At 32.6% G+C, this 14,855-nt stretch carries 14 protein-coding genes; 9 read left to right on the top strand and 5 right to left on the bottom strand.

All coding sequences use genetic code 11. From position 1 onward, the window contains the following. Positions 1-17: 17 nt before the first annotated feature. The 3 genes from HMPREF3134_RS06130 to HMPREF3134_RS06140 form a co-directional block, all read right to left on the bottom strand. Positions 18-1,400, bottom strand: coding sequence for an aldehyde dehydrogenase (locus HMPREF3134_RS06130; RefSeq protein ID WP_070441521.1), 1,383 nt, complete (start codon positions 1,398-1,400; stop codon positions 18-20). A gap of 166 nt (positions 1,401-1,566) precedes the next feature. After that, on the bottom strand, positions 1,567-2,496 hold the full coding sequence (locus HMPREF3134_RS06135; protein ID WP_070441523.1) for a manganese-dependent inorganic pyrophosphatase: 930 nt from the start codon (positions 2,494-2,496) through the stop codon (positions 1,567-1,569). A gap of 50 nt (positions 2,497-2,546) precedes the next feature. Then, positions 2,547-3,107: a cysteine hydrolase family protein gene (locus tag HMPREF3134_RS06140; protein ID WP_053025103.1), complete on the bottom strand. Its 561-nt coding sequence runs from the start codon at positions 3,105-3,107 to the stop codon at positions 2,547-2,549. Positions 3,108-3,275: 168 nt separating this feature from the next. Here HMPREF3134_RS06140 and HMPREF3134_RS06145 point away from each other — a divergent pair, with 168 nt between their 5' ends. Then, positions 3,276-4,358, top strand: coding sequence for a glycosyl hydrolase family 28-related protein (locus HMPREF3134_RS06145; RefSeq protein ID WP_053025102.1), 1,083 nt, complete (start codon positions 3,276-3,278; stop codon positions 4,356-4,358). A 157-nt stretch (positions 4,359-4,515) separates the two neighbouring features. On the opposite strand, the gene HMPREF3134_RS06150 is transcribed toward HMPREF3134_RS06145, so the two are convergent. Then, positions 4,516-5,316: a prephenate dehydratase gene (locus HMPREF3134_RS06150; RefSeq protein WP_070441526.1), complete on the bottom strand. Its 801-nt coding sequence runs from the start codon at positions 5,314-5,316 to the stop codon at positions 4,516-4,518. A gap of 29 nt (positions 5,317-5,345) precedes the next feature. After that, the gene (locus HMPREF3134_RS06155) at positions 5,346-6,413 is read right to left on the bottom strand and encodes a nitric oxide synthase oxygenase (RefSeq protein ID WP_070441529.1); all 1,068 of its coding nucleotides are present in this window, start codon (positions 6,411-6,413) and stop codon (positions 5,346-5,348) included. A 179-nt stretch (positions 6,414-6,592) separates the two neighbouring features. Here HMPREF3134_RS06155 and HMPREF3134_RS06160 point away from each other — a divergent pair, with 179 nt between their 5' ends. The 8 genes from HMPREF3134_RS06160 (at position 6,593) to pcrA (ending at position 14,852) form a co-directional block, all read left to right on the top strand. Then, on the top strand, positions 6,593-8,062 hold the full coding sequence (locus HMPREF3134_RS06160) for a nicotinate phosphoribosyltransferase (RefSeq protein WP_070441532.1): 1,470 nt from the start codon (positions 6,593-6,595) through the stop codon (positions 8,060-8,062). Further along, positions 8,055-8,876: an ammonia-dependent NAD(+) synthetase gene (nadE, locus tag HMPREF3134_RS06165; protein WP_053025098.1), complete on the top strand. Its 822-nt coding sequence runs from the start codon at positions 8,055-8,057 to the stop codon at positions 8,874-8,876. Before HMPREF3134_RS06160 ends, nadE begins: the two co-directional genes overlap by 8 nt. A gap of 83 nt (positions 8,877-8,959) precedes the next feature. Next, on the top strand, positions 8,960-9,568 hold the full coding sequence (locus HMPREF3134_RS06170) for a DUF2179 domain-containing protein (RefSeq protein WP_053025097.1): 609 nt from the start codon (positions 8,960-8,962) through the stop codon (positions 9,566-9,568). Next, complete coding sequence (locus HMPREF3134_RS06175) at positions 9,549-9,719, top strand: NETI motif-containing protein (RefSeq protein ID WP_070441535.1); 171 nt, start codon at positions 9,549-9,551, stop codon at positions 9,717-9,719. Before HMPREF3134_RS06170 ends, HMPREF3134_RS06175 begins: the two co-directional genes overlap by 20 nt. A gap of 276 nt (positions 9,720-9,995) precedes the next feature. Beyond that, positions 9,996-11,291 (top strand): adenylosuccinate lyase, encoded by a 1,296-nt coding sequence (purB, locus tag HMPREF3134_RS06180; RefSeq protein ID WP_070441538.1) that lies wholly within the window; start codon positions 9,996-9,998, stop codon positions 11,289-11,291. A 94-nt stretch (positions 11,292-11,385) separates the two neighbouring features. Then, entirely contained in the window at positions 11,386-11,688 is a 303-nt protein-coding gene (locus HMPREF3134_RS06185) for a YerC/YecD family TrpR-related protein (protein ID WP_011275350.1), read from the top strand. 276 nt (positions 11,689-11,964) lie between these two features. Further along, positions 11,965-12,660, top strand: a complete 696-nt coding sequence (locus tag HMPREF3134_RS06190; RefSeq protein WP_037551162.1) for a heptaprenylglyceryl phosphate synthase — start codon at positions 11,965-11,967, stop codon at positions 12,658-12,660. Continuing rightward, positions 12,657-14,852 carry a DNA helicase PcrA gene (pcrA, locus tag HMPREF3134_RS06195; RefSeq protein ID WP_070441541.1) on the top strand — a complete coding sequence of 732 codons (2,196 nt, stop codon included), beginning with the start codon at positions 12,657-12,659 and terminating at the stop codon, positions 14,850-14,852. Before HMPREF3134_RS06190 ends, pcrA begins: the two co-directional genes overlap by 4 nt. The last annotated feature ends 3 nt before the right edge of the window (positions 14,853-14,855 follow it).

A 14,855-nucleotide genomic window follows, 5' to 3' on the forward strand; every position in this document is an offset into this window, starting at 1 on the left:
TGGCTTTTTACAAATTTTTACAAATTTTTAAAAAATGTTCTAATATATTTAAATTTACCTTTATAGGGCGGATACATAACACTTGAATCTAATCGGGTAGACTTAAAGATGTATGACTTGCTATGGCTAAAGGTTTGGAAAGTATATTTACCATGATATTGTCCCATGCCAGACATTCCGACACCACCAAATGGTAAATTAGGATTAGCAAGATGCATTAAAGTATCATTAATTGCACCGCCACCGAAAGATAATTCGTTTAATACACGGTGTGTAGTATTCTCATCTTCACTAAATAAATATAAACTTAACGGTTTAGCTTTACTCTGAATAATATCTACTGCCTCATTAAAATCATCATAAGTAATAATAGGTAAGATAGGTCCAAAGATTTCTTCTTGCATGATTTTAGAACTTGACGTAATACCATCTAAAATAGTTGGTTCTATATAGCGTGTTGTAGCATTTGCATTACCACCGAAAATAACATGGTTTTGATGCACATTAAGTAATTCATTTAAGCGATTAAAGTGTTTATCATTGACTATGCGACCAAAATCTGGACTTTCATCTATGTTAGTACCGTAAAATTCTTGAATACTTTGTTTAAGTGCTTCAATCAATTCGTTTTTAACCTTCTTGTTAACTAATATATAATCTGGAGCCACACATGTTTGTCCTGCATTAGTAAATTTACCGAAACTAATACGATCACTAGCAACTTTAATATTAGCGGTATCATCTACAATAACTGGAGATTTTCCGCCTAATTCAAGGGTAACAGGAACTAAATTTTTGCTTGCTGCTTCATACACGATTTGACCAACCTTGTCACTACCTGTAAAGAATATGTAATCAAATGGCAGCTTAATTAATGTTTGTGTTTCTTCTATACCCCCCTCGATAACATCTATATAATCCGTAGTAAATACGTCTTCAATAATTTGACGAATGACCGTGGCAACGTGAGGTGTTAATTCAGATGGTTTTATAATAGCAGTATTTCCAGCTGCAATAGCTCCAATTAGAGGTTCAAATAGTAACTGTACGGGATAATTAAACGGACCAATGATTAATACTGTGCCATATGGTTCTTGTTTGATATAACTTTTTGCAGGAAACATAAATAGAGGTGTATCAACTTGTTTTGTTTTAGACCAATTTTTAAGTTCTTTTCTTGCAGTTTTAATACTTTTTAGTGTGATACCAATTTCTGTGGCATATGCTTCAACAGGACTTTTTCCTAAATCAGTCTTTAGAGCATCTAGTAAATCATTTTCATGATTTTTAATACTTTTACTTAGAAGTTTTAATTGATGTTTTCGAAATTTTAAATCTTTCGTTTTATGTGTTTTGAAAAAAGCTTTACTTTCTTCAAATTGTTGCTTAATGCTTGGCAATGTGTGATACCTCCTAAATAGTAAAATCTATATTAAAGAATTAAATTAAAATAAATGATGTAATTCATCATATCTATACCCTAAATATTTTTCAATAAAAAACAGTTGAATGAAAAGATTCATTCAACTGCGTATATAAAGGCGATAACTAAATTGCCAATATGTTTTATTTAGTTAAAGCTTCAGTAATTTGAGGTACCACTTGTTTTTTACGTGACACAACGCCTGATAAGAATGCCATGCCATCATCTAATTGAACTTTAAATGCCTCGCCGACTTTATCTTTTTCTGCACCTACTACTAAGATTTTAGAATCACTATTAATAATGTCAGTAACTACTAATACAAATAAATCATACTTTTCATTAGCACTTGTTTCTAACATTGCTTTTTCAAGATCATCTTTACGGTTTAATACTTCAGCAATGTCGACAGTATTTACTTGGGCAATGCGTGTAACATAGTCGCCCATATTAAATGATTTAGCATCCATGTCTAATAATTCCTCTGCAGATTTATCAGTAGTTGATGCACCAGCTTTTAACATTTCTAAGCCATACTCATCTAAATCAACATTTGCTAAATCTTTTAAAGCTTTAGCTGCATTTACATCTTCATCAGTACAAGTAGGAGATTTGAATAATAAGCTATCAGAAATAATTGCTGAAATCATCAAACCTGCGATATGCGGTTTAATTTCAAAGCCACGTTCTTTGTACATTTTGTAAAGAATAGTAGCAGTACAACCAACTGGTTCTGCGCGGTACCAAAGCGGTGAAGCAGTTTCGAAATTAGCGATTCTATGATGATCCACAACGTGTTTAATCTCTGCGTCAGAAATTGTTTCTGCACTTTGTTGGAACTCATTGTGATCGACTAAGATTACTTCTTGACCATCTAAATTATCACTTAATAATTCTGGTGCTTTAACTTCAAAATAATCTAAAGCAAATTTAGTTTCAGGATTAATATCTCCTAAACGATATGGCGTTGCTTCAGAGTTACCAGTTAATTGTTCAAAATCAGCCATGATGATAGCTGAAGCTATTGCATCTGTGTCTGGATTTTGATGTCCAAAAATATAAGTTTTTGCCATTGTTATTATCCACCCTTATCATTTAATTTTTCATCTTATTTTATCATGTTTTATTTAGCTACATCTACCTCTGCGCCTAATGAGTTTACAAAATGTCCTAATGCCCATTTATGACCACTCTCATTGAATGAAGCAACACCATCTTTAGGAATTGTAATGTTATACCCTAAGTTATAGGCTGAAACAGCAGTGTGTAGAATACAAATATCAGTACAAACACCTACTATTTCAATATCCTTTATATTTCTCTCTTTCAATAGACTATCTAGAGGTGTACCATAGAATGAATCATAACGGCGCTTATTTAAGTAATGAATATTACTGTTTCCACTAAAGTTATTATAAAAGGCTTTAATCTTACCATATAATTCACGTCCTGCTGTGCCCTCAATATTATGAGGGGGGAATAATTGTGTCTCAGGATGGAACATATCGTTCTCATAATGTAAATCCATCATAAAGAAAATGTCATGGCCTTCAGACTGATATGTCTCTAAACGCTTCAGTATAAAAGATTCAATATCTTGCCCAGGTTTACCACATGTTAATCGACCATCATCTGCAATGAAGTCATAAGAATAATCTACTACTATTAGTGCTTTTCTAGTCATAATCAATCTTCCTCTCTATTAAATGTTTGAGGTATTTAAAAATTGTATAATTATATAGAAACGATTAAATTATTACCTCATTAATCATTATATATATTATAGCTAATCTCATTCTAAAATGGTATATAACAATATAATAGGTTTGAAAGTTTAGATAGGGGATACGTTATGTTAATAAATGCTCAAGATTATGGATTAAAAGGATGTAATAAACGCAAAGACACTAAAGCAATACAACGAGCACTGAATAAAGCAAGATATGGTGAACACACTGTACTTATACCTAGCGGTACATATTATATTTCGAAAGCACTCATCATTTATGACTCAACAACTTTATTACTAGAAGATGATACGACATTAATAAGATGTGGTAAAGATGCACTTTTAAAAAATGGCCATCGTTTCGGTTTTTATAAAGGGTATCAAGGTAATAGTCATATTTATATCAAAGGTGGTACGTTTGATATGAATGGCTCTAAATATCCATACAATAATACTGCGATGTCAATTGGACATGCAGAAGATATTCAATTAATAGGTGTAACAGTATTAAACGTAGTTGGCGGACACGCTCTAGACGCTTGTGGTATTAATGGTTTGTATATCAAGAATTGTAATTTTAAAGGTTTTAATGATTTTGATGGGGATCGTTCATTTTCTGAAGCAATTCAATTAGATATTCAAGTACCTGGTGCGTTTCCTAAATTTGGGACGACAGACGGAACCATCACTAAAAATGTAGTCATTGAGAATTGTTATTTTGGGAATTCAGATGACCATCAAATGCGTCCATGGAATAGAGCAATTGGCTCACATGCAAGCAGGTATAACAAGTTCTACGAAAATGTGCATATAAAAGATAATTGTTTTGAGGGAACTCAAGACTATGCATTAACACCTCTAAAAGCTAAAAATATGATTATTTCACGCAATAAATTCAAAAATTGTAAAGGTGGTATTCGATTTTTAGGGGTAAAAGATGGAAAAAATGCTGCTGACCCTGTTACTGGCAAAGTTATGGAATCTCAAGCTGGTGAGAATTTCAGTGTGATTGGTAATCACTTTATTGGAGAAATGAAAAAAGATGCCATTCACATTAGAAGCTATAATAATATAAAACATCAGCAAGTGTTTATCGCCGGTAATACTTTTGATAAAGCATCACAAACCATACATTTAGAAGATATAGAAGATTTAACCCTAAACCAGGGTGAAGACGTTACTATTAAAAAAATTAATGTAGACTGAGTAGAGATAATGTTTTCGAACACAACCCAACAATAAATAGCCAGTAAATACGTTTTGAAGACGCATTTACTGGCTATTTAATTTCGATACATCAGTGTTAAATAAGGGCAAGACAACAATTTTTTATAATTTCGTCATAATGCCTTACGATACTTATCTAATGGCGATTAAATGCACCTATAATTTTAACTTCAAACTCTAAAGTCTGTAATATTGTGATAACCTTATTGAGTTTTTCATTTTTCCCAATATCGGTTTGAACAAAAAATCTGTACATACCTAACTGCGTCTTAAGAGGTCTAGACTCAATCCATGACAAGTTAATGTCAAATAATGCAAATGTGTTAAGTATACTAGCTAATAATCCAGCTTTATCATGTTTAGGTGTTATCAGTAATAGCGTACTAGAAGCAGATTCATTGTAGTGCTCGTTACTTTTTACTACCAAAAAACGAGTGACATTATGTGGATAGTCTTGTATATGTGTGTCTATCGGTTCGAAACCATATGACTCTCCGCTTCCTAATGGTGCAATAGCAGCGATATGTGTGTCAATTTTCTCTAAACTTTGAATAGTACTATCAACATAATCATATAAGAAATGATGTCGATGGATATATTGACTCGTTTGACTTATTGCAGGTGCAATGGAATAAACCTTTTCAATATCATCCAGTGAAGTACCTTTATTAGCGTATAAACCAAAATTAATATCTAAATGGATTTCGCCATGAGCGTATATATCTTCTTGTGCAAGTGCATCAGCTACAATATTAATAGTACCTTCAATTGAGTTCTCAATAGGTACGATACCAACAGCATCACTATGACTATTAACGGCTTTAATTACTTCATAGAGATTTGATTTAGGTGAATATGTAACTTCTTCCTCAGATAAATAAGTTTTTGCAGCTAAATAAGAAAATGTTCCCTTAGGGCCTAAATAATATAAACGCATCTTTGTTCGTCACCTCGTATTATCGAACACTAGTGAAATGGACATTTCATTGACTGTTTCATTTTATAATGAAAATTAGGATCCTTGATTTCATTATTATAGCCATGATGATAATTTGAGGTTAGGGTCGGTGAAAGTGGTGGGGCTAACCACGACCATTTACCCGTGACATCACGGTTATTTGCTAATTCCTTTTCTTCAAATAATTGAAATTGTTTTGATGCAGTTAGGTGATCAACAATAGAAACACCTTGAGATTTAAATGAATGGTATACCGCATAATTAAGTTCAACGAGTGTTCGATCTTTATTAAAAGAATTATTTTTTAGTGTACCAAATTCAAACGCTTCTGCAATACTTTCTAATAAATTATAGCGGTAAGAGTCAGTGAAATTGCGTACTGCTATTTCGGTTACCATATACCATCCATTAAACGGGGCAGTTGGATAAGTAATGCCACCAATTTTCAAATCCATATTAGAAATGATTGGAACACCATACCATTTTAAATTTAAATCTTTTAATTTTGGATAATGTTCATGTTCTATTTCAACTTCTTTTATTAATTCATGGGGTAATTCATACCATTTTATAGAATCATTAGGTAATTGATAAATGAGTGGTAGTACATCGAAATCAGTACCTTTGCCTTTCCAACCTAAATGCTCCGCTAATTGTGTGATTTCACGTTCAGATGGATCACCGGCATGTTCATAACCAGCATATCTAATAAATTGATTATTATAGATACGAGGTGCTTGATTAGGTGAAAAAATCGTTATATAAGGCTTGATCTTACCATTATTCGTCGCATGTTTAAGATGATGATTGATTGTATCTATAAAATCACGCTCATTATCAACATTCCTAGCATCTTCTACATATAAAGAATCCCAAAATAAGCGTCCAATACAGCGATTAGAATTACGCCAAGCAAGTTTAGCACCATACGTCAATTCTTCCGAAGTATGCGTATATGTACCAGTATGTTCAATTTCTTTTCCTATCTCTTTTATTCTTTTATCAAAAATAGATGGATTGTAATTAAGTTCACGATACATCGTTTCGATAAAACTTCTTGCTTCTTCCAATAACATATAACCACCTCGGTTCATATTATAATCTAGACATTGAATTAACTCATTCAATTACATAGATTGTCACGAATTTGTCTTATTGGTACTTATTTAAATTTTAATTGTATCAATGGTATGTGAATACGCACTTCTACTGAATTATGATAAAATGTACTAAAACATCGTTAGGAGAGATTGTGGTGTATCGTTACGAAGATGACAGTTTAATGTTACATAATGACTTATACCAAATTAACATGGCAGAGAGCTATTGGAATGATGGTATTCATGAACGAAATGCAGTATTTGATTTGTATTTTAGAAGTATGCCATTTGAGAGTGGATATGCAGTTTTTAATGGTTTAAAAAGAGTAATTCAATTTATTGAACATTTTCATTTTAGTGATTCTGATATTGAATATTTACAGTCAATAGGTTATAAAAATGATTTTTTAAACTACTTAAAAAATTTAAAGTTCACTGGTAATATTCGCTCAATGCAAGAAGGTGAATTGTGTTTTGGAAATGAACCCTTACTTAGAGTGGAGGCACCATTAATTCAAGCGCAACTTATAGAAACCGTATTACTTAATATAATCAACTTCCATACATTAATTTCGACTAAAGCAAGTAGAATTCGTCAAGTAGCACCTGATGATACATTAATGGAATTTGGAACTCGCCGTGCTCAAGAGTTAGATGCTGCGCTCTGGGGTGCTAGAGCTGCTTATATCGGTGGTTTTGATTCTACTAGTAATGTGCGTTCTGGTAAATTATTTGGTATACCTGTTTCTGGTACGCATGCACACGCTTTAGTTCAAACATATGGTGATGAATATAAAGCTTTTAAAATTTATGCAGAACGCCATAAAAATTGTGTGTTCTTAGTTGATACGTTCCACACGCTTAAATCAGGTGTTCCTACAGCGATTAAAGTAGCGAAAGAACTAGGGGATAAAATCAATTTCATTGGTATCCGTTTAGATTCTGGAGATATTGCTTATTTATCTAAAGAAGCACGCAGAATGCTAGATGAAGCGGGATTCAAAGATGCTAAAATCATTGCATCTAATGACTTAGATGAACAAACGATAATGAGTTTGAAATCTCAAGGAGCTAAAGTTGACTCATGGGGTGTAGGTACAAAATTAATTACTGGTTATGATCAACCAGCACTTGGTGCAGTATATAAACTAGTAGCAGTTGAAGATGATAACGGTCGATATGTTGATAGAATTAAACTGTCCAACAATGCAGAAAAAGTGACAACACCTGGTAAGAAGAAAGTGTATCGCATCATCAATACTAAAACAGGTAAAGCAGAAGGTGACTATATTACTCTAGAACATGAGAATCCAAATAATGAAAAACCTTTAAAAATGTTCCATCCAGTTCACACGTATAAAATGAAACATATCAAACACTTTGAAGCGATTGATTTGCATCATTCAATCTTTGAAAATGGGAAACTTGTATACCAATTGCCGAGTGAAAAAGAGGCACAAGAATACTCTAAAAATGCATTATCTAAATTATGGGATGAAAATAAACGTTATTTAAATCCTCAAGAATACCCTGTGGATTTAAGTACAGCTTGTTGGGATAACAAACATAAGCGTATTTTCGAAGTTGCAGAACACGTAAAAGAGATGGAGGAAGACAATGACTAATATACAAGATATTGTAGTCAATGAAATGAAAGTGAAGAAACATATTGATAGTGAACAAGAGTCACGTGAAATTATTCAATTTATTAAAAGCTATGTGCAATCACATTCATTTATTAAATCTTTAGTGTTAGGTATTTCTGGTGGTCAAGATTCTACTTTGACTGGTAAATTAGCGCAGCTAGCAGTTGGGGAATTACGTAATGAAGGGCGAGATTGTCAATTTATCGCTGTGAAATTACCATATGGTGTGCAGAAAGATGCAGAAGAAGTTGAAGACGCATTAAACTTTATTCATCCTGATGAAATCATTACTGTCAATATTAAACCTGCTGTTGATCAAAGTGTTAAATCTTTAAACGAGGCTGGTATTGAATTAACGGATTTTCAACGTGGTAACGAAAAAGCACGTGAACGTATGAAGGTTCAATTTTCAATCGCATCAAATCGTAGTGGTATTGTTATTGGTACGGATCATTCTGCAGAGAATATTACAGGATTTTATACTAAGTACGGTGATGGTGCTGCTGATATTGCACCTATCTTTGGTCTAAATAAAAGACAAGGAAGACAGCTACTTAAATATTTAAATGCACCAAAGCATTTATACGAAAAAGTTCCCACAGCAGATTTAGAGGATGATAAACCACAATTACCTGATGAAGAAGCTTTGGGTGTTACTTATGATCAAATTGATGACTATTTAGAAGGAAAACACATATCTAGTGAAGCCCGTGATACGATTGAAAATCACTATGTCAAAAATGCACATAAACGTGAATTAGCTTATACGCGTTACACTTGGCCTAAAAATTAAAAAAGATTTTCTAGTGACAAAATAAAAATTCACTGATAAAATTATCTCGATTTTAGATATCCATGTAAGAAAAGGGGATTAGTATGTCAGTGATAACTTCAAATCCATGGTCAATGGTATTAGCGATATTCGTCATCAACGTTTTTTATGTTACATTTTTAACAATGCGTACAATATTAACGTTAAAAGGTTATCGTTATATGGCGGCTGCAGTAAGTTTCCTTGAAGTGTTAGTATATGTAGTTGGTCTTGGCATGGTAATGTCTAGTTTAGACCAAATTCAAAATATCTTTGCTTATGCGTTTGGTTTTTCGATTGGGATTTTAGTAGGTATGAAAATTGAAGAAAGACTCGCATTAGGGTATACAGTCGTAAATGTAACCTCATCAGAGTATGAAATTGATTTACCAAATGAGTTAAGAAATTTAGGTTATGGTGTTACACACTATGCAGCATATGGTCGCGATGGTAGTCGAATGGTAATGCAGATTTTAACGCCAAGACGTTATGAACGTAAATTAATGGAGACAGTACGAAATTTAGATGAGAAAGCGTTTATTATAGCATATGAGCCAAGAGCAATTCACGGCGGTTTCTGGACTAAAGGCGTTCGAACTCGAAAAGTAAAAGCATACGAAGTAGAAGAAATAGAAAGTGTTGTGGAGCATGATGATGAAGTTCAAAGTAAATGAAAATGAAACAATCTCAGAATGTTTATCACGTATGCGTGAAGAAGGCTATATACCAGTTAAACGAATTGAAAAACCTATATACACTGAAGATGAAAAAGGTAATGTAGTAGTATTAAGACAGGATATTCAATTTGTTGGTAAAAAGCTTTGATTTAATAATGTGAATTACAACTTAAATTAATTTTATTAAGAGTGAAAAGAAGCTAAAGTACAACTTCTTTTTACTCTTTTTATTATCGGATTATTGTTAGATAAGTGAATTATTTAGATAAAATCCATTATACTAAGTTTGTAAAAAAAGATTTATACATTTGATTAATTATCTGTTAAAATAAAAATGAAGTTTTAAAAACGAACCTTTCCTGATAATTTACGTTTAATGTACAGTTTTGAATTATAAATTTATACATAGAATAGGAGTTTAGAAATGATTGATCGTTATTCAAGAGAAGAAATGGCAAATATTTGGACTGATCAAAATAGATATGAAGCTTGGTTAGAGGTTGAAATCTTGGCCTGTGAAGCTTGGAGTGAATTAGGCCACATTCCTAAAGAAGATGTAAAAAAAATTAGAAAGAATGCTAAAGTAGATGTGAAACGTGCGCAAGAAATAGAACAAGAAACAAGACACGATGTTGTGGCATTTACTAGACAAGTATCGGAAACGTTAGGTGACGAACGTAAATGGGTTCACTATGGCTTAACTTCTACAGATGTTGTTGATACGGCGCTAAGTTATGTTATAAAACAGGCCAACGAAATTATTGAGAAAGATATTGAACGTTTCATAAAAGTTTTAGAAGAGAAAGCTAAAAATTATAAATACACATTGATGATGGGGCGTACACATGGTGTACATGCTGAACCGACTACATTTGGTGTTAAAATGGCATTATGGTATACAGAAATGAAACGTAATCTAAAGCGTTTCAAAGAGGTACGTAAAGAAATAGAAGTTGGTAAAATGAGTGGTGCAGTTGGTACATTTGCTAACATTCCTCCTGAAATAGAACAATATGTATGTGACCATTTAGGTATTGATACAGCACCCGTTTCTACTCAAACATTACAACGTGACCGTCATGCATACTATATCGCTACACTAGCCCTGGTAGCTACATCTCTTGAAAAATTTGCGGTAGAGATACGTAATTTACAAAAAACAGAAACACGTGAAGTTGAAGAAGCGTTTGCAAAAGGTCAAAAAGGGTCATCAGCTATGCCTCATAAAAGAAATCCTATTGGTTCAGAAAATATAACAGGTATTTCAAGAGTGATTCGAGGTTACATTACAACGGCTTATGAAAATGTGCCTTTATGGCACGAACGTGATATTTCTCACTCTTCAGCTGAACGTATCATGTTACCAGATGTTACAATTGCTTTAGATTATGCTTTAAATAGATTCACTAATATTGTTGATAGACTAACTGTTTTTGAAGACAACATGAGAAATAATATCGATAAAACATTTGGACTAATCTTCTCACAACGTGTATTACTAGCGTTAATTAATAAAGGCATGGTTCGTGAAGAAGCATATGATAGAGTGCAGCCTAAAGCAATGGAATCTTGGGAAACTAAAACACCATTCCGTCAATTAATAGAAAAGGATGAGTCTATCACTAATGTGCTTTCTAAAGAAGAATTAGATGAATGTTTCAACCCTGAACATCATTTAAATCAAGTTGATACAATCTTTAAACGTGCAGGTTTAGAGTAATAAGTTAACGGTTTTCAATAAAAATGCTACACTTTAACTATTTAATGCGTTAAAATGAGATTATATTGAAAACGGATTATAGGGGTTGTTTGAGATGCAAATAGAGAAATTACGAGGACAAGCGTTAGATGAACTTTTTGATGCAATTCTTACACTTGAAAATAGAGAAGAATGTTATCAATTCTTTGATGATTTATGCACTGTCAATGAATTACAATCATTATCTCAAAGATTACAAGTTGCTAAGATGATTAAACAAGGGTATACTTACGCAACAATCGAAAAAGAATCTGGTGCTTCTACAGCAACAATATCTAGAGTAAAACGATCATTACAATGGGGTAATGACGCATATACAATGATATTAGAACGATTAAATATAGAAACAAAAAAATAATAATACGTTTAACATATATTTATAAATTGAAATGCTCCCTTCAAAATTGACAATAATTTGGATATTTTGATGGGAGCATTCTGTTTTATATTGAATTTATACAGGCTAATAGTAAGTAAACAACTTTTAATTTACTTAATTTTTAACAAATAAACTTATAAGATATTAGGTCTTTCGTTCTTTAAAAGACAGTATAGATTCTAATGATTCTGTTTAGAATTGGTACACCAAAAATGATATAATTTAGTGTATGTTAAAAAAAGGAGTTAAAGGAATATGTATGACATTAAAGCGTGGCAACATGTGTTTAAATTAGATCCCGCCAAAGAAATAAGTGATAATGATTTAGATTCACTATGTATGTCAGATACTGATGCTATCATGATTGGTGGCACAGATAATGTTACCGAAGATAATGTCATTCATTTGATGAGTAGAGTAAGAAGATATCCATTACCATTAGTCCTTGAAATATCTAATATTGAGAGTATTATTCCTGGTTTCGATTTTTATTTTGTACCAACAGTTCTAAATAGTAAGGATACGACATATCATAATGGAATGATGCATAAAGCTCTAAAGCAATTCGGATTCATGGTTAATTTTGATGAAGTCGTATTAGAAGGGTATTTAGTTTTAAATCCTGATAGTAAAGTAGCACAATTAACGCAATCAAATACTAATATAGATATTGAAGATGTAGAGGCATATGCGCAAATGGTTAATGAGATGTACAAACTACCGTTGATGTACATAGAATATAGTGGTCAGTATGGCGATATTGAAAAAGTGGAAGCCGCATCCAGATTATTAACGAATACACAATTGTTTTATGGCGGTGGCATTACATCTATAGAACAAGCCAGAGAGATGGCACAATATGCTGACACTATTATAGTAGGTAATATTATTTATGACGATATTAAAAAGGCTATTAAAACAGTAAAAATAAAAAAGGAGTCTAATAAATGAATTCATTAGTTAATAATATGAATAAAGAGCAAAGTGAAGCGGTAAGAACTACAGAAGGTCCATTACTAATTATGGCCGGCGCTGGTTCAGGTAAAACGAGAGTATTAACACATCGTATCGCCTATTTATTAGATGAAAAAGACGTTTCTCCTTACAATATATTAGCAATTACTTTTACAAATAAAGCAGCTAAAGAAATGAAAGAACGTGTTGAACAATTAGTAGGGGAAGAAGCACAAGTGATTTGGATGTCTACATTCCACTCTATGTGCGTAAGAATATTAAGACGTGATGCAGATAGAATAGGCATTGAACGTAATTTTACTATTATTGATCCTACTGACCAAAAATCCGTCATAAAAGACGTTCTAAAAAATGAAAATATTGACAGTAAACGCTTTGAACCAAGAATGTTTATTGGGGCGATTAGTAACTTAAAAAATGAACTTAAAACACCAGAAGATGCAATTAATGAGGCTAATGACTTCCATTCGCAAATGGTAGCTACTGTTTATAGTGGATACCAACGTCAATTGACTCGAAATGAAGCACTTGATTTTGACGATTTAATTATGAAAACAATTCAGTTGTTCGAACGCATTCCAGATGCACTTGAATATTATCAAAACAAATTCCAATATATTCACGTAGACGAATATCAAGATACAAATAAAGCACAATATACATTAGTAAAGTTGTTAGCTAGTAAATTTAAAAATCTTTGTGTAGTTGGTGACTCAGATCAGTCAATTTATGGTTGGAGGGGTGCAGACATTCAAAATATCCTATCTTTTGAAGAAGATTACCCTGATGCTAAAACGATATTTTTAGAACAAAATTATCGTTCTACAAAGACCATCCTGACTGCTGCAAATGAAGTCATTAAACATAACTCAGAAAGAAAGCCTAAAGGCCTGTGGACTGCAAATACAGATGGCGAAAAAATTAAATATTATGAAGCAATGACTGAGCGTGATGAAGCTGAGTATGTGGTTAGAGAAATAATGAAACACCGTAAAGCTGGAAAAGATTATAGTGATATGGCAATACTTTATAGAACCAATGCACAATCACGTGTTTTAGAAGAAACATTTATGAAATCTAATCTTCCTTATACGATGGTTGGAGGCCAAAAATTCTATGACAGAAAAGAAATTAAAGACTTATTAAGTTATTTGAGAGTGGTAGCTAATAGTAATGATGAAATTAGTTTACAACGCATAATCAATGTTCCAAAACGAGGTATAGGACCTTCATCAGTTGAGAAAATTCAACGCTATGCGAATGATAACAATATAAGTATGTTTGACGCATTGGCAGAAGTAGATTTTATTGGTCTTTCAAAAAAAGTAACTCAAGAGTGCATTAAATTTTATGAACTAATTCAAAACTTAATTAAAGAACAGGAATTTTTAGAGGTAAGTGAAATTGTTGTTGAAATATTAGATAAATCTGGGTATAGAGATATGCTTGAACGCGAACAAACACTGGAATCACGTAGTAGACTTGAAAATATAGATGAATTTATGTCAGTACCTAAAGATTATGAAGAGAATACACCATTAGAAGAACAATCCTTGATTAACTTTTTAACGGATTTATCACTAGTAGCAGACATCGATGAAGCTCAAATTGAGAGTGGCGTAACCCTTATGACAATGCACTCGGCGAAAGGTTTAGAATTTCCAATTGTATTCCTTATGGGAATGGAAGAATCGCTATTTCCACATATTCGTGCAATTAAGAGTGATGATGACCACGAAATGGAAGAAGAACGTCGGATTTGTTATGTAGCAATAACAAGAGCTGAAGAAGTTCTATATATTACGCACGCGACGTCTAGAATGTTATATGGACGCTCACAATCTAATATGCCTTCAAGATTTTTACGTGAAATCCCGGAAGAGCTATTAGAGACACCATCTAAGCAACAGCGTCAAACGATTACCCCAAAAACATCATCCAAACAACCTAAGCGTGGATTTAGTAAACGTACAACGTCTTCTAAAAAACAAGTCTCTGCTTCTGATTGGAAAATAGGAGATAAAGTTACGCACAAATCATGGGGTGAAGGCATGGTAAGTAACGTTAATGAGAAAAATGGCTCAGTTGAATTAGATATTATATTTAAATCAGAAGGACCAAAGCGCCTATTAGCTCAATTTGCCCCAATCGAGAAAAAGGAGGATTAATTT

The sequence above is a fragment of the Staphylococcus sp. HMSC14D10 genome (genome assembly GCF_001808125.1).
Classification (GTDB): domain Bacteria; phylum Bacillota; class Bacilli; order Staphylococcales; family Staphylococcaceae; genus Staphylococcus; species Staphylococcus haemolyticus.

What these genes read in the sequence shown, in the direction of transcription:
- HMPREF3134_RS06145 (WP_053025102.1), top strand. Translation starts at nt 3,276, where the DNA reads ATGTTAATAAATGCTCAAGATTATGGATTAAAAGGATGTAATAAACGC.
- HMPREF3134_RS06175 (WP_070441535.1), top strand. Translation starts at nt 9,549, where the DNA reads ATGAAGTTCAAAGTAAATGAAAATGAAACAATCTCAGAATGTTTATCA.
- HMPREF3134_RS06185 (WP_011275350.1), top strand. Translation starts at nt 11,386, where the DNA reads ATGCAAATAGAGAAATTACGAGGACAAGCGTTAGATGAACTTTTTGAT.
- nadE (WP_053025098.1), top strand. Translation starts at nt 8,055, where the DNA reads ATGACTAATATACAAGATATTGTAGTCAATGAAATGAAAGTGAAGAAA.
- HMPREF3134_RS06140 (WP_053025103.1), bottom strand. Translation starts at nt 3,107, where the DNA reads ATGACTAGAAAAGCACTAATAGTAGTAGATTATTCTTATGACTTCATT.
- HMPREF3134_RS06155 (WP_070441529.1), bottom strand. Translation starts at nt 6,413, where the DNA reads ATGTTATTGGAAGAAGCAAGAAGTTTTATCGAAACGATGTATCGTGAA.
- HMPREF3134_RS06170 (WP_053025097.1), top strand. Translation starts at nt 8,960, where the DNA reads ATGTCAGTGATAACTTCAAATCCATGGTCAATGGTATTAGCGATATTC.
- purB (WP_070441538.1), top strand. Translation starts at nt 9,996, where the DNA reads ATGATTGATCGTTATTCAAGAGAAGAAATGGCAAATATTTGGACTGAT.
- pcrA (WP_070441541.1), top strand. Translation starts at nt 12,657, where the DNA reads ATGAATTCATTAGTTAATAATATGAATAAAGAGCAAAGTGAAGCGGTA.
- HMPREF3134_RS06135 (WP_070441523.1), bottom strand. Translation starts at nt 2,496, where the DNA reads ATGGCAAAAACTTATATTTTTGGACATCAAAATCCAGACACAGATGCA.
- HMPREF3134_RS06150 (WP_070441526.1), bottom strand. Translation starts at nt 5,316, where the DNA reads ATGCGTTTATATTATTTAGGCCCTAAGGGAACATTTTCTTATTTAGCT.
- HMPREF3134_RS06190 (WP_037551162.1), top strand. Translation starts at nt 11,965, where the DNA reads ATGTATGACATTAAAGCGTGGCAACATGTGTTTAAATTAGATCCCGCC.